Origin of the sequence: Afifella pfennigii DSM 17143, from assembly GCF_000688515.1 — a bacterium.
Classification (GTDB): Bacteria; Pseudomonadota; Alphaproteobacteria; order Rhizobiales; family Afifellaceae; genus Afifella; species Afifella pfennigii.
In genome coordinates this window covers 1-20,392 of the sequence record NZ_JHZK01000042.1, presented here as the reverse complement: position 1 = coordinate 20,392, position 20,392 = coordinate 1, and the positions used below count along the sequence as shown (strand labels likewise).

General features: G+C 64.6%; 17 protein-coding genes. 8 read left to right on the top strand and 9 right to left on the bottom strand.

What is annotated here, in order from left to right; translation table 11 throughout:
- Positions 1-176: 176 nt before the first annotated feature.
- The 7 genes from cas2 to cas3 form a co-directional block, all read right to left on the bottom strand.
- On the bottom strand, positions 177-467 hold the full coding sequence (gene cas2, locus Q331_RS0118295) for a CRISPR-associated endonuclease Cas2 (protein WP_026381857.1): 291 nt from the start codon (positions 465-467) through the stop codon (positions 177-179).
- A gap of 3 nt (positions 468-470) precedes the next feature.
- The gene (cas1c, locus tag Q331_RS0118290; protein WP_026381856.1) at positions 471-1,505 is read right to left on the bottom strand and encodes a type I-C CRISPR-associated endonuclease Cas1c; all 1,035 of its coding nucleotides are present in this window, start codon (positions 1,503-1,505) and stop codon (positions 471-473) included.
- Positions 1,502-2,203 (bottom strand): CRISPR-associated protein Cas4, encoded by a 702-nt coding sequence (gene cas4, locus Q331_RS0118285; RefSeq protein WP_051631344.1) that lies wholly within the window; start codon positions 2,201-2,203, stop codon positions 1,502-1,504. Before cas4 ends, cas1c begins: the two co-directional genes overlap by 4 nt.
- 5 nt (positions 2,204-2,208) lie before the next feature.
- Positions 2,209-3,183: a type I-C CRISPR-associated protein Cas7/Csd2 gene (cas7c, locus tag Q331_RS0118280; protein WP_026381854.1), complete on the bottom strand. Its 975-nt coding sequence runs from the start codon at positions 3,181-3,183 to the stop codon at positions 2,209-2,211.
- Positions 3,173-4,894 (bottom strand): type I-C CRISPR-associated protein Cas8c/Csd1, encoded by a 1,722-nt coding sequence (cas8c, locus tag Q331_RS0118275; protein WP_026381853.1) that lies wholly within the window; start codon positions 4,892-4,894, stop codon positions 3,173-3,175. Before cas8c ends, cas7c begins: the two co-directional genes overlap by 11 nt.
- A complete protein-coding gene (gene cas5c / locus Q331_RS0118270) occupies positions 4,891-5,589 on the bottom strand; it encodes a type I-C CRISPR-associated protein Cas5c (protein ID WP_026381852.1) in 699 nt (232 codons plus the stop codon). The genes cas8c and cas5c overlap by 4 nt, the downstream gene beginning before the upstream one ends.
- Positions 5,590-5,999: 410 nt before the next feature.
- Positions 6,000-8,333 carry a CRISPR-associated helicase Cas3' gene (cas3, locus tag Q331_RS22600; protein ID WP_322786518.1) on the bottom strand — a complete coding sequence of 778 codons (2,334 nt, stop codon included), beginning with the start codon at positions 8,331-8,333 and terminating at the stop codon, positions 6,000-6,002.
- Between the two features lie 654 nt (positions 8,334-8,987).
- Here cas3 and Q331_RS0118255 point away from each other — a divergent pair.
- On the top strand, positions 8,988-9,251 hold the full coding sequence (locus tag Q331_RS0118255) for a hypothetical protein (protein ID WP_026381851.1): 264 nt from the start codon (positions 8,988-8,990) through the stop codon (positions 9,249-9,251).
- A 940-nt stretch (positions 9,252-10,191) separates the two neighbouring features.
- Here Q331_RS0118255 and Q331_RS22595 read toward each other — a convergent pair.
- Together Q331_RS22595 and Q331_RS0118245 are read right to left on the bottom strand one after the other, a co-directional pair.
- On the bottom strand, positions 10,192-11,142 hold the full coding sequence (locus Q331_RS22595; RefSeq protein ID WP_156953420.1) for a bestrophin-like domain: 951 nt from the start codon (positions 11,140-11,142) through the stop codon (positions 10,192-10,194).
- An 18-nt stretch (positions 11,143-11,160) separates the two neighbouring features.
- Positions 11,161-12,165 carry an AraC family transcriptional regulator gene (locus Q331_RS0118245; RefSeq protein ID WP_026381850.1) on the bottom strand — a complete coding sequence of 335 codons (1,005 nt, stop codon included), beginning with the start codon at positions 12,163-12,165 and terminating at the stop codon, positions 11,161-11,163.
- 156 nt (positions 12,166-12,321) lie between these two features.
- Between Q331_RS0118245 and Q331_RS23850 the strand changes: the two genes are divergently transcribed.
- The 7 genes from Q331_RS23850 to Q331_RS22585 all read left to right on the top strand — a co-directional run bounded on the left by Q331_RS23850 (position 12,322) and on the right by Q331_RS22585 (position 20,091).
- Positions 12,322-12,678: a hypothetical protein gene (locus Q331_RS23850; protein WP_156953419.1), complete on the top strand. Its 357-nt coding sequence runs from the start codon at positions 12,322-12,324 to the stop codon at positions 12,676-12,678.
- Positions 12,672-15,056, top strand: a complete 2,385-nt coding sequence (locus Q331_RS0118240; RefSeq protein ID WP_084175152.1) for an arylsulfatase — start codon at positions 12,672-12,674, stop codon at positions 15,054-15,056. Before Q331_RS23850 ends, Q331_RS0118240 begins: the two co-directional genes overlap by 7 nt.
- Before the next feature lie 108 nt (positions 15,057-15,164).
- Positions 15,165-16,223 (top strand): DUF1254 domain-containing protein, encoded by a 1,059-nt coding sequence (locus Q331_RS0118235; RefSeq protein ID WP_084175151.1) that lies wholly within the window; start codon positions 15,165-15,167, stop codon positions 16,221-16,223.
- A 17-nt stretch (positions 16,224-16,240) separates the two neighbouring features.
- Complete coding sequence (locus tag Q331_RS0118230) at positions 16,241-17,242, top strand: DUF1214 domain-containing protein (RefSeq protein WP_026381847.1); 1,002 nt, start codon at positions 16,241-16,243, stop codon at positions 17,240-17,242.
- Between the two features lie 12 nt (positions 17,243-17,254).
- Positions 17,255-18,091, top strand: a complete 837-nt coding sequence (locus Q331_RS22590) for an acid phosphatase (RefSeq protein ID WP_034493106.1) — start codon at positions 17,255-17,257, stop codon at positions 18,089-18,091.
- 77 nt (positions 18,092-18,168) lie between these two features.
- Entirely contained in the window at positions 18,169-18,390 is a 222-nt protein-coding gene (locus Q331_RS23845) for a hypothetical protein (RefSeq protein WP_156953418.1), read from the top strand.
- 12 nt (positions 18,391-18,402) lie between these two features.
- The gene (locus Q331_RS22585) at positions 18,403-20,091 is read left to right on the top strand and encodes an alkyl sulfatase dimerization domain-containing protein (protein ID WP_084175150.1); all 1,689 of its coding nucleotides are present in this window, start codon (positions 18,403-18,405) and stop codon (positions 20,089-20,091) included.
- Positions 20,092-20,392: the final 301 nt, after the last annotated feature.

Below are 20,392 nucleotides of genomic sequence, written 5' to 3'. Positions count from 1 at the left end.
AGAAAACGGCGATCCCGGCGCGAACCTCCGGCGCGCCGACGCGATGGCACCTGCCGCACTTGTTCGGGCAGCGCATAGACAAGCAATTTCAAGGGTTTACCATCAGCGCGAACCCGGCGGGAAGATGCGGCACGCTTGCGGTTCGCGCAGCGCTCGATGTGCCCCTATGCGACGGGTCAGATGATGAGCGGGCCTTCCAGGTCCGTGGCGGGCTTGGCGCCGACATGTTCCACCCGGCGCTGACCCTTCGCACCCAAGTAATAGTAACGCAGGCTGTCCGCCTTCGGATCGATGATCTCTTCCAATCGCGCCTTCAGCTTTGCCCATTGGGCGGGATCTGCCTCGATCTCGAAGACGGAGAACTGCACGCGCTGGCCGAAGTCGCGGCAGGCCTTGGCGATGCGTCGGAGCCGCTTCGCACCCCCAGGGTCGCTCGTCCTGACATCGTAGGTCACTAAAACGAGCATTGTCTATTTCCAGAACCAGGGCGGATAGGCATCGAGATCACCACGCAGGTACCGGGAGAGCATTTGTGCCTGCAGATAGGGAACGAGGCCGAGCGGCGCCTTCTCTCCGACGAACGGATGCAGACGCTCCTCGCGCTTGCGCTCCTGCCAGGCGGTGAGGACGGTGCGGCGCGCATCGTCGCGCATCATGACGGCGCCGCCCCCGCGCATCTCAAAATCGCCGGCTGAGACTTGCCTGCGGTTGATCAGGGAAAGGGCAAGGCGATCGGCAAGCACCGGTCGCAATTCCTCCATCAGGTCGAGGGCGAGGCTCGGGCGGCCCGGGCGGTCGCGGTGCAGGAAGCCGACGGCCGGATCGAGGCCGACAGCTTCCGCGGCGCTGCGGCAATCATGCGTCAGGAGCGTATAGAGGAAAGAGAGAAGCGCATTGACCGGATCGAGCGGCGGGCGGCGGGAGCGCCCACGAAAGTGCATCTCCGGTTCGTTCGTACGGATGAGATGGTCGAAAACGCCGAAATAGAGCGCTGCGGCCTCGCCCTCGGCGCCGCGCAGAACCTTGGCATCGCCGCCAGCCAGCTCTACACGCCGCAGAATCTGCGCGAGTCGGGCAACCGTCGCGTCCAGTGCCTGCCGAGCATTTTCCGCCATCTCTCCGCCGTGGTCGCGCAAGGCCCGCATCAGGACGGTGCGCTGGTTGGCGATTTTACCGAGGAGGAGCGCGCGAACAATGTCCGTCGGTGCCTCGGAGGCGGCGTATTGCGCCCGGCGCAGAAGCACATTGCCGCTGACCGGCCCCTCAATGCGCGCCTGGAAACGGCCGAAACGGTCGAGAAGCACGATGGTCATGCCCTGCGCAGCCGCCGCCCCGATCATCGCAGGCGAAACCGCGATCGGGCCGAAGAGCACGATGGAGGCGAGCATGTGGAAGGGAACGCGCGCCCGCTCGGCACCATCGACGGAGACGACGGCGTTCTCTCCGTCCTTGCGCAGCGCCGCGCCCTCGCTCGTCACGTAGAGCGTGTTGAGAAGCTTCTTCATGGCAATTCGGGCGGGGCATCGGCCTCGGCCGCGAGCATTTCGGCGAGGGCGCGCCGCGTCCATGCCGCGGCGGAGCGCCGGACGGCCACGGGCCGGCACAGCTCGGCGAGCGAGCAGGCGCGGCAGCGGCTCTTCTGGGGCGTCGGCGGCGGCGTCTGCCGGCTGGCGAAGACGGCGCGAAGCTCGGCTGCCGTCTGCTCCGTCAGATCGCGCAGCTCGGCCTCGAAGGCGACGCCGACGCGGCGGCGTGTTTCGCCATAGAAGAGCGCGCCTTCCGGCACCGGCACGGTGAACATTTCTTCAAGGCAGAGGCCCTGGGCGCAGAGCTGCACCTCGTCGGCCCGGTGCGCCTTCGGCTTGCCGCGCTTGTATTCGACGGGGAGCGGGATTTCCCGTCCGTCCTCCGTCTTCACGAACTCCACCATATCGGCGACGCCGGCGAGGCCGAGACGCGTGCTTGCGACGGGCAGGGAAGAGACACGGCGCACACCGCGCACGCGCCGCTTTCCGGGCCGGTCGGCGGCCATGTGCAGGATGTCGCCCTCGGCCGTGAAGCGGTTCTCCGCCCACATCCGCTCCAGATGGATGAGCGCGGCCTGACGGAGGCAATAGACGGCGTGCTGCAGGGCCGAGAGGGGGATGGGCTCCCCGCGCTCCGCTTGGCTTGCTCCTTCGATGTGCGTCCTGGCGGCGTCCATCGCGGCTACAAACGTTCGATGATCTCCACGCCCTCCGGCAGGTTTTCCCGGTCGATGCCGACGGCATAATCGGAGAAGGCGCGGGCGGGCGGAACGTTGTCGAGACGCTCGTCGCCCGGCTCGTAACGCTCGCCCTTGAACTGGCGCCACACCCGCACCCGGTCGAAGAGGGCATGCGCGGGCGCCCTTCCGAGCGCGCTGTCATGCCGGAAGATGACGAGCTTGCGCGTCGCCATCTCGCCGCGCGCGGCCGAACGGTCGTGCTCAAACATGCCCTCCAGGGCATCGATGAGAAGGTTAAGGTCGCTTTCGGTGAAGCCCGTGCCCTTGACCGGATGGGAGGCGAGCTGCGCGGAGACGAAGCCGTGGGCGCGGTAGAGGCCGTAGGGGACGACATGCTTGCGGCCCATCGTCCGCTTGTCGCCGCGCTTCTCCTTCTCGTCGTCGCCTTCGGACCGCTCCTTCTTTTCCGCCTCGGTGGTGGCCGCCATGCGGGTGATGGAGACCTCCAGCGGCAGGACCGGCTCCACGGAGCGCGAGAAGGCGAACTGAACCGGGCCGCGCACCTGCCCGGCGTTGATGCCGGTCGAAAGGACGCCGCCGAAGGCGCGGATATCGAAGAAATTGTCACACATGAAGCGGCGGATACGGAGAGCTTCCTCGTCCGATTTCGGTGTCAGCTTCGCGGCCTTGTCGACGGAAGCGTCGCCGGGGCGCTCCGCGCGATAGGCTTCGCGGTGCTTGTCGTTGAGGATAGCGCCCTCGGTGACGTAGATGCGATAGTGCGGCGCATCCATTCGCGTCATCTCGACAAAATTGCGCACCTTGCGCTTCAGGCAGACGTCGCTGACGATGCCGTGACCGGTCTCGGGGTCCATCCGCGGCATGTTGCCGGCGTCCGGATCGCCGTTTGGATTGCCGTTCGTCACGTCGAACAGAAGGACGAATTCGTGCCGCGCCTTGAGCGGATTACTCGTCATCGGAGGTCTCCTCGGTTCCGGTGTCTTTGGTGCGACGCGCCCGCTCGTGGTAGTAGCCGACCGCGAAGCGTCCCTGTTCCTCAAGCTTGAGCGTGCGCGGAAGGTCGGGCGGCAGCATCGCCACGATCTCGGTAACCCGCGGCTCGATCCAATGCCCCTTGTTCCGTTTCTTGGCGTCGGAGACGTGATGCTTGAGGCCGCGCAGCAGCGGGCCGAAGACCCTTGCCGGCGTCGCCGAAGCGGCAGAGTAGAAGCGGTCGCCGATCGTCGCGTTGACGCGGCCGAGAGCGGCGTATTGCGCCGCCTCGAGAACGGCGAAGAGCCGCCCGAGCTGATAGGCGCGGTCGGGATTGTCCGGGTCGAGCCCCACGGGAACCTCCTTGTACAGTCGAAAATTGCGAACGAGAACGGCTTTCAGCATCGATGCCCGCCGGGCGTTGACGACGCCGTCGGCGCGGATGCGCATGAGAACCGTACCAAGGAGCGTCAGCGGATAGGGCGCTCCGCCAAGGATGGAGCGCATCCATTCGCCGGCGAGATTGGGCGGCACGTTCTCCCGCTTGCCGAGAACCGCCGTCTCGGCGAGATATTGCCACAGCGCCGGCGTTCCGCGCTGATCCGGCGGCTCGATGCGCATGTCCTCGCTGAAGCGCGCATAGTTCTTCGCGATCTCGCCGAAATCCTCCGCCAGCCAGAAACGGATGGAGATGCGCGCGGCGTTGGGGGCAAGGCCGAGAACGTAGAAGCGCACGCCCTCGCCGAGCTCCGGGGCAACCGTCCGAAGCGCCTTGCCCTCTCGTATCTTCTGCAGGACGTCGCCGACGCGCTCTGCCGCGGCCCGATCCTCCGCAGCCCGGTCGAACATGGCGCCGAAAATCTCTTCGGCGAAAGCCGCCGCCTCCGGCGCGTCAGCCTCCGCCCAAAACACCGTCGAAGCGTCGCCGATCTGGACGCGGTGACCGGAATCCTGCCGCAGGAAGTGGTTTAGCGCCCCCGTATAGGCTTCCGCCGCGCTTTTTGAGACAGGCGCGTTGCCGCCCTGCGAATGCCCATAGGATTCGAAGGCGTCGAGATTGAAGGAGACGATGGAGCCGCCCGAGGATTGCCCGCCCCAGACGCCCTTGATCGCCGGATGAAGCCGGGCGACCGGCGCGCGCAGGCCGGAGACGAGGCAGAGCTGATCTGCATTGTCATCGCCGCCCCGCTCCAGGAGCGCCCGCGCGGCCGGGCGATCGTGGAGATAGGTCTCGCGAAGCCGTTCCTCCTCCAGCGCGAAGACAACGTTCTCGTCCTTCATGTCTTCGGCGAAGCGCTCCTCGAACATGTCGGGCCGCCAGAGGTCGAGAAAGCGCAGGAAGGCGGAGAGGCCCGCATCTTCCGTCTCGCCGATCAGCTCGCGGTGATGATCGACGAAGGCCTGATGCTCCTCTGCCGTGCGCTTTCCGGGGCCGGCCGTCACGCCGAGCGCATAGGCCGTCTTGTCCCAGAACGTGTTCGGCAGGACGGCGACCGTGCGTTTCACGGGCGCCGGCACGGGCATCGGCGCAGCCGTCCTCTTTCTGCCCTCGCCGATATATTTCGGAGAGACAGTCGCAAGCGTCCCGTCCCGGTTCAGCCCGACGACGACGCCGATCTTCTGCACGGCGAAGCCCGGCGGGGGAGCGTTCGGTATCCGCTCATAGGCCCGCGCCAGCGATTGCAGGATGCTCATCGAAGCACCTTTGGCGAACCGGGTTGCGGCACCTTGAGGACGCCCTCCTGGAGGCTGGCGCGGAAGAACAGCGAGGGACGTCCCTTCGCCTGATGGTCGATGTCGAAGAGCATGAAGCCGAGGTCGCGGGGACTGCCGAAGCCGAGATCGGCGGTGCGGCATTCCGGGTCCGGCAAGGGCGTCGCCTCGTCCGGCTCGACGAGACGAAAGCGGGCGTCGAATTCGCGCGTGCCGAGAGAGGGCTGGTGGAACGACTGGCCGGTGCGCGCCCGCCGGTTGAACATGTCGAGATGCTTGCCCTCGGTGTCCTCGGGCCCCGCCTTTTCCGTCATCTCAAAATGCGCGGCGATGACATAGGCGACATCGACAAGGATTGTGGCGGCACGCTGCTGGCGGTCTTCGTCAACGCGGAGGGCGAGCCCGGCAAGGTCGCCGCGCTTCATGGCCGTCTTGGCGTTTCTGGCCGAAGCTTTGCTGCCGACCTCGTTGCGGCGGATGGAGCGGAAGCGGATCGGCTTCAGGACATGGATCTCGTCGATCACCCAGCGGATCGCCGGCTTCCAGTGCACCGCCTCCAGGATGCCGCGCGCGGCCGAGGGTGTCATCACGTCATAGGAGACGCGCTCCACCTTCATCTCAGGCCGGGTAAAGCAAGCGAGGGGGCCCGAAACGTGCAGGCGAATGCCGTAGGTCATGATGAACCGCCCCCTGTGTCCCCGACAGTCAGCATCTTCTCTCTGGCGAAGCAGACGCAACCTTGCAGCGTTTTCGGCACTTCAATTTCCACTAGATTCCGGCAATCGGGACTCATTTTTGAGTGTAACCGGTCATCATTCGTCAGCGCCGTGAATGAGGCGGCTCGCTCCCGAACGAGTCCAGATTATAGCCGTCCGACGCTTGTTTCGATCCACGCCCCTGCGTGAGGGGCGACCTCGCTTTGCTATGTGCACAGCAACGATCAAGAGCGATGGGAATTCGGGAGCGAGCCTTAGGACGCCATAAGCCACCGGATCGCTCGAACCAACCCGACGATCACTATGGCGACTGCGGTTTCCCAAAAATCCCTGTCATTAACGGGTGGCAGGCGCATTCCATCCTTCCTCGATCATCGAGTGGAATCGATAGCCGATTTCATAACTATTTTCAAGCGCCGGACGGCTATACAAATCGCTCTATGCATCATGCTCTCCATCGCCAGGTAGTCATGGTTCTCCCACAGCAGGCCGACTTCCGTATCGTAAAGCGACTCGGTCCTCAGCACGGCGAACTGCTCCCCTCGCACCTCTAGCTGCGCAAAGGCCACATGTCCGTTCGCCTGAAGCAGCGCGCGCGCCTTCGGCGGCACGGAGACAATGTATGGTTGAAGAAGGCGTGCGATGGCGCCAGAGGGGATATCTGGGATTTTCAGCTTCTTCACAGCTTCGCGCGCCTGCTCCTCGCGCGTTACGATCACTGGCGCCATGCCGTCCTCGATCATGCGGTAATCTTCGGCGATCTTGCGGTAGCAGATGTCCGGGCCATAGCGCTGCGACAGGGTCGAGCGTTCCAGGATCGGCTTGCCGAGGCGCTCCTCGCCGGCCTGCCAGTAGACTTCGTGGAAGTAGCGCTCGATCGCCTCGCTCGCGGAGAGATCGTTGAAGGCGTTTTTCACGTTCTCCATGCTGCCGACGAGGCTCGCGACCTCGGCGGGCGGGGCATGGTCCGGATCGGATGGCTTGAAGACCGTGAGGAGACTTGCCTCGACCGGCCGTCGCATCTCGCGGTTCACCCGGCCTGCCGCCTGGGCGATCTGGTCGAGCCCCGCTTCGGCGCGCCAGGCGGCCGGGAAATCGACATCGACGCCCGCCTCGATCAGCGAGGTGGCGATCAGCCGGCAGGGGCGTCCGTCCCTGAGGTGCTCCCTGACGTCTTTCAAGATTTCCCGCCGATGCGCCGCATATTGCCGGGTCGTCAGATGCACGAGCCCGTCAAGCCCCTCCGCCTGCGCTGCCCGGTAGAGATCGAGCGCATGGCGGCGGCTGTTGACGATGACGAGCGCCTGGGGATGCGCTTTCAGCGTGTCCACGAGGGCCTCGTCGCTCAGCTCCCCTGCAAAGACGAGGCGCACGCGCGCGAACGCCTCGTGAAGCCGCGGCGGATCGGGCGCGAGCTCGCGGCCTTCAAGGTCGAGCGCCAAAAGATGGTCCGGCTTCAGCTCCTTCAGCTTGCGCGCATCAAAGGCCGGCTGCGTCGCCGTGCACAGAACGATGGAGCAGCCGTAATTGCGGCAGAGCTCGTCGATCGCCCAGACCGTCGGCGCGAGCAGTTTTCTCGGCAGCACCTGCGCCTCGTCGAGCACGATGACGCTGCCGGCGATGTTGTGGAGCTTGCGGCAGCGCGATGGACGGGCGGCGAACAGGCTCTCGAAAAGCTGCACATGCGTGGTGACGACCACCGGCGCGGCCCAGTCTTCCATCGCAAGCCGCATCTTGTCCTTCATCGAGCGTTGGCTGTCGGCTGCGCGAAAACTGCCTGTCTCCTCGTCCTCGATCGCGGAATGATGCTCCAAGACGAGATCCGAGCCGAGGACCTCCCGGAAAATGGCCGCCGTCTGATCGATGATGGAGGTGAAGGGAATGCCGAAAATGATGCGCCGGTGGCCGTGGCGCTTCGCATGGTCGAGCGCGAAGCCGAGGGAAGCGAGGGTCTTGCCGCCGCCCGTCGGCACGTTGAGGGTGAAGAGACCGGGCGGCATTGCCGCGCGCTCACGCGCCGTTGCCAGGATCTCGGCGCGCAGCCTGGCGATCTCCGTCGATGGTCCGCCGAAGCTGGCGATCTTTCGGTCAAAGCCCGTGAGAAAGTCGGGCAGGCACTCTGTAAGGCTTGGCCAGTCGCGGTCCTTCTGTCGCTGGCCGGCCCTCTCATAGAAGCGCTCCGTCTCCTTGAAATCGGCGTCGACGAGGCAGGAGAAGAGCATGCGCCCCAGCATGGCGAAGCGGAAGGCGCCGCGCGACGGGTCGGGGGCGTTCCAGTCGAAAGGCGGCAGGAGGCCGCAAACCCGTTCCGGAAGAGCCGCCCGGAAGGCGGGGTCGAGGCCCTCCATCCGGAAGCCTTCCAGCCGTTCTTCCAGGGTGCCGCCGTCGCTGCCGCGCCGATCCGGCAGACCCGCGTGGTGTCCGGCGATCGCCTGGGCGGCGAGCCAGGCGACGAAGCTCTCCGGTTGGTGGGGAAAGAGGTCGAGCACGGCCTTGGCGCCTGCCGTCGAATGATCAACCCGCTCCGGCGACCCTTGCAGGCGCGCCTGGAAGGCGGATGAAAACTTCCCGAGGTCATGCAAGGCTCCGCAGAGCGCCGCCAGCTGTTCGATCTGCAGCGGTCTGGCGAAGTCTGCAGCGCGACGCGCCACGGCTGCCAGGTGGCCGGCGAGCGGCTCCCAGGCCGAACGATCCTCTCCCTCCAAGGAGTGCGCATAGAAATCCAAGATTAGCCCCAAGTCTCTCTCGCCGGATAGAGGAACGAGCAGGATCGCAATGCCAATATCGATCGCTGCACCGGTGCCCCTCGGCATGTGCCCGATCCGCCGTCGCTTGTTGCTCGGCTGGGAGCCCCCGGGCGAGGCAACTGCGCTCGGACATCATCATTCTTGGATGATCGTCCAGACCCTGCAAGTCCGACCCGGGGCGTGAAGCCCGGGTGGTTGCTCGTGACACCGAACGCGAGGGCGTTGGCGTCCGATATGGGCTCCGAAGCGGCAATTATTTCCGCAGGTCTGTATCGCTGCATCCTGGGAACGGTCTATCGAGGTCGTTGTCCTTCCATTCCAAAGATCGGGACCGGCCGGCCAAAGCCCGTGCCCTCCGGATCAAAGCAAGCTCAGCTGGTCCCCTTTCTGCCGCAGGAACAGAGGTATCTGTGAGCGAGGATCGATTTCCGCTTCGCTTGCGTCACCCGAGGACGGTGAGAGTTTCGAGATGCGGGTCTTTCAGATCATGCAGTCCTGTCGCTCAAGAGATGAAATCGACGCGGCCTTCTCCTGGAGCAGCGCGAAGCCTGGCTCCAAGAGAGGCAGGCGGCACGGCATGCGCGCGAGGAGGACCTCTGGGTCGAACATATCGTGGCCCTGAGCCAACACGAGAACGATGCCGACACGCTTCGGAAGTCCTTGGCCTCGGAACGGCGGTTCACGCGCGGTGAACGGCAAGAGCTGAAGAGAGAACTGCAGAAGGCGGAAGAGGCAAGCATTGAACGGAGGCTCGGGTTCTTCAAGCGGCTTAGCAAGCCTCAAGACGGCTTGCCGTCGGAGGCGGAAGAGAGTGCTGAACTGCAGGCCGAGGCGGCCGTGCAGGAGGTCTTCACGATCAGGTGGCGGATAAACTGACGCCGGTGAACGCGGCAGATCGGAGGTGGCCGCCAAGGAAAAGGCGCGGCTGCGCAGGGCGACGCTCGGCCTTCCCGGTGCCGGTCTCGGGAGTTTCGCTCTGCTGGCCAGACGAGGACTCTTGGTAAACTTCGGGGTCGGAGATAAATTATCTGCGTGTCCGGAGGATACCTTACCTTTCACCAGCATTTATCCGGTCAGTGACTACGAGATCGCGCCTCTGATCGGCCTGTCCGACCGGAGCGAGCTCAGGTGGCGTCTCCGTGTGGTTCGTCGGTGAAGCGGCTAACTCCACCTCGACCATACACCTTGATGGCCACCCGGATTACACCGGCAGAGCCGGTGAAATTACACCACCTCCGCGGACACTAACCCGGACCCAACCATCACCGCGCTTCTAGACTTTATTATATAAAAGAGAGGCTTAGAGGTTGAGAACCTTCGACGCCAGTCCTGTCCCCTCCGCCACTTGCCCTCGCGAAAGCGTTCTCCCGATCCGGCTACGGCCGGATTTTTCCGTTGTTTTCGAGGGTTATGCGGGAGAGGCTGAGCACTGAACCCGGCATATGGCAGCCAAAATTGTTCTCTTGGGCGCCGTATTCTCTGAACCTGATGACTGCGGCGATTTGGTGCAGAGCTTGTAGCACTCTGAAACGTCTCTGCTTTTCAGATCGGTAACCTGAACACCTCGACGCCAGTGGCACTCGACGGAATGGAACAGAGATCGAACGGTCGCCATTGCAGTCGTACGCTGCGACACATCGGAACGACCGGGGTTCGGACCTGCTGCCGTTGGTGTTCGCTGCGGGTGTCGCCTTAGGATCGCGAGATGCGCGGAACCCGTGGTGGCTGCCGGTAGGTCGATCAGTCATGATACGCGACCCGTTTCTGCCGCCAGTCCCACGAGACTGTGCGGGAATGTCGGGGGCGCTGTCTACTCTTAGAGCGCGACGAGCGCGCGGTCCATCTCGGCGATGGTCGCGCGCAGGGTGTCGGGGTTGACGCGCATGGTGCCCTCGAGCGAGCGGTCGAGATCGAAAATGACGATCATGACGACCGACAGGACGCCGGCAAACACGAAGGTGCGCCAGGTAAGCGACCGCCCCTGCAAGGCGGAGCGGTTCCCGACGATGAAGATGGCGAAGGTCGCGACGAGGAAGACCATGAGCTTGGCGGGCGGCGGGATCTGCTCGGCCGCGGCCGCAATGCGCGTCGTGTGCGCGTCCAGCGTCTCGGTCACGCTGCGCGCGACGGCGGCCCGGATCGGATCCGGGGCCGTTTCCATCGCGCGTCGCGTAGCCGGCCGGATTTCCGCCTGAGCGGAAAGCGTGCGGTTGAGGAGGGCGGCCCAAGCCTCGCTCGTGCGCGTATCCTCCGCGGTGGCGAGCCGGGTCTGCGCGTAGCGCAGGATCCGGGTCTGCAGCTCGGTGCGGCCGGGTTCTTCGAGAAGATCGGCGGTCAGGAAGGCCGTTCCGATCGCCATCGCCTCCTCGACGAGTGCGGATTGCCGCGCCTCGCGCCAACCGCGTGCGGAACTGAAGGCGAAGCCGAGGAGCAGCCCGAGAAGCGCGAGCATCGCGCCGAGCGACGTGCCGCCAGGGACCTGCTCCGGCGGGAGCTCTTCGTAGTCCCGGCGGCGATACTCCACCCGGCCGAGATGAAAGCCCACGAAGGCGGCTAGGGGAAGCGCGACGAGGATCGCCGCGATGACGTAGAAAAACGGCAGCAACGGCTCGGCAAACCCGGAGTACAGATCTTTGGCTAGGTTACCGCTCACATCGCCTCCCACTTTCGATAAGCCTTTGCGCGGCTGCCCTGCATCCTCCAACTCGGCCGTGCGGGCGCCAATGACGGAGATCAAGAGCCGCAGGCTGGCCGCCGCGCGGGGCATCCGGGCTCGCGGCCCCGCTTAGGGCCTGCGTGTGGCCGCCCGGTAGGCGTCGGGCGTCTGGCCGGTCCAGCCGGAGAAGGCGCGGCGAAAGCTGTTCGGCTCCCCGTATCCGAGCGCGCGGGCGATGGACGGCACGTCTAGTTCGGATTCCGACAACAGGGACCGCGCCCGCGCCGCGATGAAGCGTGCCCGGAGTTCCCGGAACGACGTCGCCTCGGCCTTCAGGGCGCGTTGCAGGGTGCGCCGGCCGACCGAAAGGCGGCTCGCCACGCTCTCTTCTGACAGATCACCGACGACGAGCTGCGTGGACAGGACCTGCATCACGGCGTCTGCCATCGTTCGGGGCGGCTCGATCTTCATGAGGGCAGGCAGCTCCGCGAACCCGATGGTCAGATGTGCGCTTGGCGGGCTGGGGTTCAGGGCCGACAGGGCGGGCCGCTCGATCGCGATGGCCGGCATTTCGGCGCCCGTCCTGACCGGCGCCCCCGTCGCCTTCTCAAGAAAGGCCGTTCGGCTCGCGCCGTCGCCCGTCGCCTCGATCCAGGAAGGGCGCCAGTCCGGCCCGAGAAAATGCCGTGCGACCTGGCCAATGATTATGATTGCGGCGTCGTCGAGATGCCGGTGGCCTATGACGGTGACCAGCCCGGACCTGCGGCCAACGAGGAGGTGCGTGTCGGTCTCGCGCAGCACGATCTCCGAACCGGGGTGCAACAGGGCGAAGGCGCGCCGTCCGCGCTCGAGCGCCGCGCCGAGGTTGGACGCGCCAAGGACATAGCGCGCGTAGGCATCGTAGATGGAGTAGTCGAAATGCTGCGCGAGATGGGCGCCGAGGTCTGCATCGCCTATGGCGCGGGCCACGTATTCGAGGACCTGCGCTTCGAACCGGTAGGGAATAAAGCCGTTTCCACGATCGACCAGCTTTCTGCTCAATCCTGCAGACTGTAGCGCCCGGTCGACTGTGGCCTTCGAGGCGAGGCGGTCGAGGAGGTCGAGCGCGTGCCGGAACTCGACGAGGTTCACCATTGGGGCAGGCATAACGCATTCTGTCGCAAAATGATGTCCCCGTCCATGCTATCCTGTTGTGAATGAGGGTGAAGTTGCGTCGCGAATGATGTCGGGGCGGCTTTTGGCATAGCTGCAGCGCGTCAAAGCCCGTCGCACCGGTGTCGATGTCGTCTCTTGAAGGAATGGGAAAGCGGTATGCTTCGGTGTATTCAAGCGTTCGGTTTCGCCCTTCTCGCAGGGGCGATTTCGACACCTGCACATGCTCAAGACTGGGAATTTCAGGTCACGCCTTATGCTTGGCTGTCGGGATTGTCGGGTGATGTCGGCACGATCCCCGGGCTGCCGGCCGGCAGTGTCGACCTGTCCTTTGGCGATATCCTCGATGATCTCGATTTCGCCGGAATGCTCTTGGCCAGCGCACGCAACGGGCCTTGGGTAGGCGCGCCGCCATTAGGCATGTGCGGTCCGGGCGGCGTGATCCTGCCTAACGAGACACCGTCATCACCAATCAGGAGTCAAAGGATATGCTGACAGCCTCAAGACATCGCTTGCTTGCCATCGGGCTGTTCGTTTCCGCCGGCATGGCCCTCTCAACGCCGGCCACGGCGCAGACGCGGCCGGACGACGGGTCCGTGTTGCCCTTCCCTGAGCCACCCATGGGCGGTTCGGTCGGCGAGACACTGGCCGACTCGGTCCACAGATGGCGCGAACGACCAAGCCGCCTTCCCGAGAATGCCCCCAATATCGTCATCGTCATGCTGGACGATTCCGGCTACGGGCAGGCCGAGCTGATGGGCGGGCCAGTGTCGATGCCGACGCTCGCACGACTGGCGGAAGAGGGGATCGCCTATAGCGCCCTCCATACCACAGCGATGTGTTCGCCGACCCGCGCCGCGCTGCTGACCGGGCGCAACCATCACCGCGTCGGCAATGGCCAGATCGCCGAGTTCGCCAATGACTGGGACGGCTACACCGGCGTGATCCCGAAATCCTCTGCCACTATCGCCGAAGTGCTGGGCCATTACGGCTATGCCTCCGCCGCCTTCGGAAAATGGCACAACACACCGATCGACACGCTCGGCAGCGGTCCCTATGACCGCTTTCCGACCGGTCACGGGTTCGACCACTTCTTCGGCTTCATCGCTGGCGAAACCTCGCAGTGGGAACCCGTGCTGTGGGAGAACACCACCCCCATCGCGACGCCGCATCCCGAGAACTACGAAGACTATCACCTGACCGAGGACATGGCCGAAAGGGCCATTGCCTGGATGCAGCGTCACCGCGCCCTTCATCCCGAAAGGCCGTTCTTCCTCTACTGGACGCCGGGTGCGGTGCACGGGCCGCACCACGTCGCGCAGGAATGGGCGGACAGATACAGGGGCGAGTTCTCCGACGGCTGGGACGTCGAAAAGCAGCGGGTGTTCGATCGCCAGAAGGAGCTTGGACTGGTGCCGCCCGAGGCGACGCTGGCGCCGCGCCCTGCGTCTCTCGCCGGCTGGGACGACGTCCCGGAAGACCAGCGCGCCTTTCAGGAACGTCTGATGGAGCTCTATGCGGGCTTTCTCGAACACACCGATGTGCAGGTCGGCCGTCTGGTCGATGCGCTGGATGACATGGGCATCCGCGACAACACGATCTTCATCTACATTCAGTCCGACAACGGCCCGTCGGCCGAGGGCGTGGAAGGGTCGATCGCCGAACTGAACGCCCAGAACGCGATCCCCACGACGGTGTCGGAGCATATCGAGGTGCTGGACGCGCTCGGCGGGCTCGACGTGCTGGGCAGCCCTCGGGTGGACAACATGTATCACGCCGGCTGGGCCTGGGCCGGGTCGAGCCCCTATCGTTATGTCAAGCTGATCGCTGGCGATTTCGGCGGCACGCGCACACCGATGGTCATTTCATGGCCGACACGGATCGACCCTGACGGCCAGTGGCGCAACCAGTTCCTCCATGTGAACGATGTCGCACCGACCCTCTACGACATCCTCGGCATCACGCCTCCGCAGGAGGTCGAGGGCTTTGCTCAAGACCCGATCGACGGCGCCAGCTTCGCCGACAGCTTCGCCGACGCGGACGCGCCGAGCCCCAAGCCGACCCAGTATTTCGAGGTGCTGGGCAGCCGCGGCATCTATCACGACGGCTGGTTTGCCTCGGCCTTCGGCATTCGCGAGCCCTGGAACCCGGCCGAAGTGGACATCGCGAACTGGGACCCGCGGCAGGATCGATGGGAGCTTTTCGACCTTCGCGCCGATCCCAATCTCTCCCGCGACCTTGCCGCCGAAGAGCCCGAGAAGCTGGCAGAGATGAAGGCTCTCTGGCTCGAAGAGGCGCGAGACAACCTGGCTCTGCCCATCGGCGGCGGGTTGATCAGCATGATCGACACATCGGCGCTGAAGCGGACCACCAACACGGAATGGGTGATGACCCAGGGCATGACCCGGATACCGGAAGCCGAGGCGCCGAACGTGCGCAACGGCAATCTGCGCGCGGAGATCGAGGCGACGATCCCGGAGAACGCGAACGGCGTCATCTTCGCGCTCGGCGGCTATGCCGGCGGCGCGTCTCTCTTCATGGTCGATGGCCGCTTGCACTACGAATACAGTTCGCTCCTGCTCAAGCGGACCAAGATCGATCTGGGCGAGTTGCCCATCGGCGATGTGGAGATCGCGATGGAAATGCGCACGCCGCCGGGTTGGGGCGGCCTACCGGCGGAACTGGTGTTCTTCATCAACGGCGAGAAGGTGAAGGAGGCCACGATCGACCGCACCATTCCGGGGACGTTCACGGCATCGGAGACCTTCGATGTCGGCATGGACACGGCGTCACCGGTGGCCGACGCCTATTTCGACAGGGCGCCGTTTCCCTTCAACGGCGATCTGAAGCGGCTGCGTTTTACAGATCTCTGAGCGATCAACCGCCTTTCGGCCTTTGGGCAGGAGGCCGAAAGGCGCGTTACGTTTCAACAAACGTCGCTTGATGCGAGAGACCCAGGGCAACCCGATGAGGAGGACCCAATGAAGAAGACAGTTCTGGGCAGGGCCGCCACAACCGTTCTCGCGGCGTTATGCGCCGCGCCGGCCCCAGCCCAATTCGCTGAGGACAATCTGAGCGAACTGGTCGACGCCCGCGAGATCCCGGTCACGATCGACAATTTCATCCGTGCCGCGACCGACATCGAGTTCGGCAAGTATGTTGGCCTCGCCGGAGGGGTGAACCAGTTCTACCACTTCCGCGATTTGATGCCCGTCGATGCTCAGACGACAATCAGCGCGAACCGGGATACGCTCTACAGCACCGCGATCATCGATATCAGCGAGGGCGCCACCTTCACCCTTCCCGATGTCGGCGACCGCTACATGTCGGCGATGGTCATCAACCAGGATCACTACCTCAATGAGGTGTTCCACGGCGGTGGCACCTACACGCTGGACACGGAGACCTTCGATACCGACTACGTCGCGGTCTATCTGCGCATCCTCTTGGATGCGACCAACCCCGCGGATTTAGCCGCCGTGCACGCGATCCAGGACCAGATGTCCATCGAGGCCGCCTCGTCCGAACCCTTCATCGTACCGCCCTATGACGAGGAGAGCTACATGGGGCTTGTGAAGGCCGCCGTCGGTCTCGGCGCCTACCTGCCGGACAGTTTCCGCATGTTCGGCAAGAAGGAGGATGTCGATCCGGTGCGGCATTTCATCGGGACGGCCGGGGGCTGGGGCGGGTTACCCGAGGATGAGGCACTCTATCTCGGGATCGTGCCGGGACTCCCCGTGGGCGAGTACAAGATCGAGGTGCCCGCCGATGTTCCGGTTAAAGACTTCTGGTCGGTCAGCATCTATGATGCGAACCGCTATTTCGCGCCAAACGCCCTCGGCGCCTATGTCGTCAATTCCGTCAGCGGGACACGCAACGAGGACGGCAGCATGACTGTGCATCTGGGCGGCTGCGACGACGGGCGCGTGAATTGCCTGCCGCTCGTCGAGGGGTGGCAATACACCGTGCGGCTCTACCGGGCGGCGCCGGAGGTCCTCGACGGATCGTGGACCTTCCCCGAAGTCCAGCCAGTGAACTGACGCAAGGGACACAGAACATGCGACATCTTCTTCTTGCCATTGCGCTCTCCGCACCTGCGCCTGTCCTTGCCGAGGACATCACGATCCAGAACCTCATGCGCGCCGAGAGCGACACGATGTTCCGGCTCACCATGCAGACCAACGGGACCGGTGTCGGCGAGATCGCCCATGAACGCCAGGTCGCCTCCGCCGACGCGCCGCAGCCGATCATCCGGCCCAACCAGGACACTTTGTATTCGGCCGCCATCATCGACCTGTCCGAGCCGGTGACGGTAACGCTGCCCGAGGGCGACGGGCGGTTCCAGTCCGTGCTGGTGATTAGCCAGGACCACTACAACTTTGCCTATGCCGAGCCCGGTTCCTACGAGCTGACCGAGGACGAGGTCGGGACCCGCTTCGCGATGCTCCTGTTCCGCACCTTCATCGACGCGGGCGATCCCGACGATGCCGCCCAAGCCCATGCCGTGCAGGACGGAATACGCCTCGAAGGCGGCGGAAGCGGCCCCTTCGAGGCGCCGGACTGGGACCTTGAAAACCTTGCGGCAGCGCGGAAGGCGGTCAGCGACCTCGCCGCTGCCGTCGGCCTCGATGCCAGCACCGCCTTTGGCCGTCGCGACGAGGTGGACCCGCTTGGCCATCTGATCGGGATGGCGGGCTGGGCGGGGCAGCCGGCCACGACGGCCGCCGCCTTTGTCGACGCCGTCGATATGAATGACGGCGAGACCCCCCATGTGGTGACGCTGCGCGACGTGCCGGTCGACGCCTTCTGGTCGATCACCGTCTACGACGCCGACGGCTTCCTCGCGCCCAACGACCTCGGCCGCAACAGCTACAACAACACCTCGGCCACGCCGAACGACGACGGCTCCTACACCATCCACTTCGGCGCCTGCGAGGACGGGCGGATCAACTGCATCCCGATCACGCCGGGCTGGAACTATACCGTCCGGCTCTATGAACCGCGCGCCGAAATCCTCGACGGCAGCTGGACTTTCCCGGCGATCGGACCGGTAAACTGAGGGAACGATACGATGAGGGAACCCTGTCTTTCTCTTGCACTCACCGTAGCGCTGGCAGTCGCTGTTGCCGGCGTTGCGGTCGCGGAAGAAAGAACCGTCACGGTTTCGGGACAGAATATCGTCGAGATCGCGCCGGGTATTCTTCAGGGCTACCTCGCCGAAAACGAGCTGCTGGACAGCGCGGCCTTCGTGCCTCCGGCTCCGGCGGCGGACTCCGGTCGGCAGGTCCTTGATACCGCATGGGCCGTGAGCATGCGCGCGCTTCGCGACACCCCGCGTTGGGACATGGCGATCCGCGACGCCGATCTGTCGTTTCCCGCCGCGGTGGATGCCTTCTCCTGCGCGCTCGGCTTCGAGATCACCGAGGCGGACACCCCGACGCTCTATCTCCTGCTCTGGCGCAGCCTCGCCGATATCGGACTGTCGAGCTACTCGGCCAAGAACGCCTATCAACGCGAACGGCCCTTCATGGTCGGTGACACGCCGATCTGTACGCCCGAGGACGAAGAGGCCCTGCGCACGGACGGCTCGTATCCGTCAGGTCATACCGCCATCGGCTGGGGCTGGGCTTTGATCCTCGCGCAGTTGGCGCCCGACCGCACCGAAGCGCTTTTGGACCGCGGGCGGGCGTTCGGCGAAAGCCGGACCGTCTGCAACGTCCATTGGTACAGCGACGTGGTGGCTGGACGGCTGGTCGGCGCGGCGGCCGTCGCCAGACTGCAGGCCGACGCAGAATTCCTCGTGGCGATGCAAGCCGCCGCAGCAGAGATCGCAGAGCTCGATGCGGAGGCGCGGACGACCGACAACGATTGCCCCCTGGAGGCCGCGACGCTGGCGGCCATGCCATGACGCCGCGAAAACGGGGCGCCCGCGATGCCTCCAGGTTCGACTTCAGACCGAAACACTGACTGGTAGGGAGACACAATATGAGAAAACCAAACGGACCTACCCGCCGGGACTTCATCCAGAGCGTTCCCGCCTTCGGCGCATCCGCTGCCGCGGCGAGCTATGCCGCATTGGGCTCCGGCCCCGCCCGCGCCCAGACCGCCGCGCCCGGTCCGACGCTCGCCCAATCGGTCTACATGGGCGCGCCTGCGGACCTCGTGACCGCACCCAACGGCGCCATCACCAACGCCAAGGTTCTTTAGTCTTTTCCGGACATCGCCTACACGGCGCCGGCGGTCGAGGAAGTCGCCGACGGCGTCTGGTGCATCGGTGGATACTCTGTCGCCAACTGTACCGTGATCGAGGCCGAAGACGGCCTGATCGTTTTCGACACCGGTGACAACGAGGAAGAAGGCGCGCATTTCCTCGAGATCATCCGCGAGAGCATCAGCGACAAGCCCGTCAAGGTCATCATGCACAGCCATTCGCACTACGCGCTTGGCGCTGGCGCGATGGTCGACGATCCATCCGACGTGATGGTGATCGGTCATCCCAGTGTCAATGAGACGGTGCAATCCAACATCCGGGGCGGCGGGGCCCCTTCGGTTTATGGCGAGATCGGACCCATCCTGACGGCGCGGGCGGTTGTCCAGATGAACAACCTGATGCCGGAGGAAGGTCCCGACGCACGTCTGGGCGGCGTCATCCCGTTTGGCAAGCCCCTGGCCCACTTGCCTGCCACCGTGACGCCCGAGCATGGTGAGACCATGGATGTCCTCGACATGGAGATGCAATTCCTGACGAAGTTCATTTCGGACGACGACAACCTGACGGTCTGGATTCCAGAAAAAGGCATTGTACTAAACAACTTCTTCTGGCCGGGCACGGTGAACCTCTACACGCTGCGCGGCGGTGTATATCGGGAGCCGACAAGCTGGCGCGACGGCCTTGCCATGATGCGGGACCTGCGGCCCGAAATCCTTCTGAACACGCATGCGCGGCCCGTTGTCGGCGGGGAAGAGTGCTTGAGGCGTCTGAACGGCTATATGGACCAGATCACGCTGACCTTCGATCAGACTCTGAGGGGCATTCTCGGCGGGCTTGGTCCCGACGAGATCCGGCACGAGATCTTCTACCCGCCCCACCTCGCCGAGGTGCCGGAGAACGCGCAGACCTATGGCGAGAGCATTCACTTTCCCGCCGCCATCTACCAATACGCGATCGGCTGGTTCGACAATGACGTGACCAAGCTGTTCAGCATTCACCCGAAGGATCAGGCCGAGCGACTCGTCGCTCTGATCGGTGGCCGGGATGCCGTGGTGGCCGCGGCGGCCGATGCTCTGGAACGCAACGAGTATGCCTGGGCGGCTCAGTTGATCCAGTATGTCTACCTCCTCGACCCTCAGGATGCCGAGGTCCGCCAACTCAAGGCCGACGCCTTGCGCGCCATGGGGCATCTTACGACCGGGTCCATCCCGCGTGCCTTCCTGTTGTCCGAGGCCCGAGCGCTGGAGGGCAAGGTGGACATTCCCCGCCTGATCCCGCCAACGCCCGAAACAATCGCGGCCTCGCCGGAGGTTTTCGTGAACTTTTTCCGGGTCCGGATAGATCCGCGGCTGAGTGCCGACACCGACCGGGTGCTGACGTTCAACTTCACCGGGATCTCCGGTGGGCCCGTCGGGCTGCATGTCCGTCGCGGTGTCGCAGAATACCTCACCACGCCGTCCGAACACTACAGGCCGGTGGATTTCGCGCTGACCCTGTCACCCGAGACATGGGCCGAGCTTTACCTCAGCAGCGTATCGATGGCGGATGCGATCGCGTCCGGTGCGGTGACGCTGGACACGGGTTCGGTGGCGGAATTGACCAAGGTATTCGCGGCGTTCGACATCTTCGATCCGGCCCGAAACATCACGATGCCGCTCCCCGACGACCTTTCGCATAGAGGGTTCGTCCCTCTCTAATGCCCTTGGGCTGACCTGGTTTTGACATGGTCGAACCGATGAGGGGCATGCCCGACGGACGAACGAGAAGGATCGAACATGACGTCAGTCTTACAGTCGCTTTTTCGGGCCATCGCTGAAGTCCGCCGAGCGCATCCCAACCCAGACGTTCCCCGGCATCGCGCCGGTCTGCTGAGCTGCCGACGTCCGACTTATACCAGCGGCATCGGGCTGTGACTCACCGGGGATTCCTTTGAACCTCGTGCCGTGATTTCCTCTTCGGGGGAGGATTCGGCGATGGGATCAGCAGTTGCGCTACGGA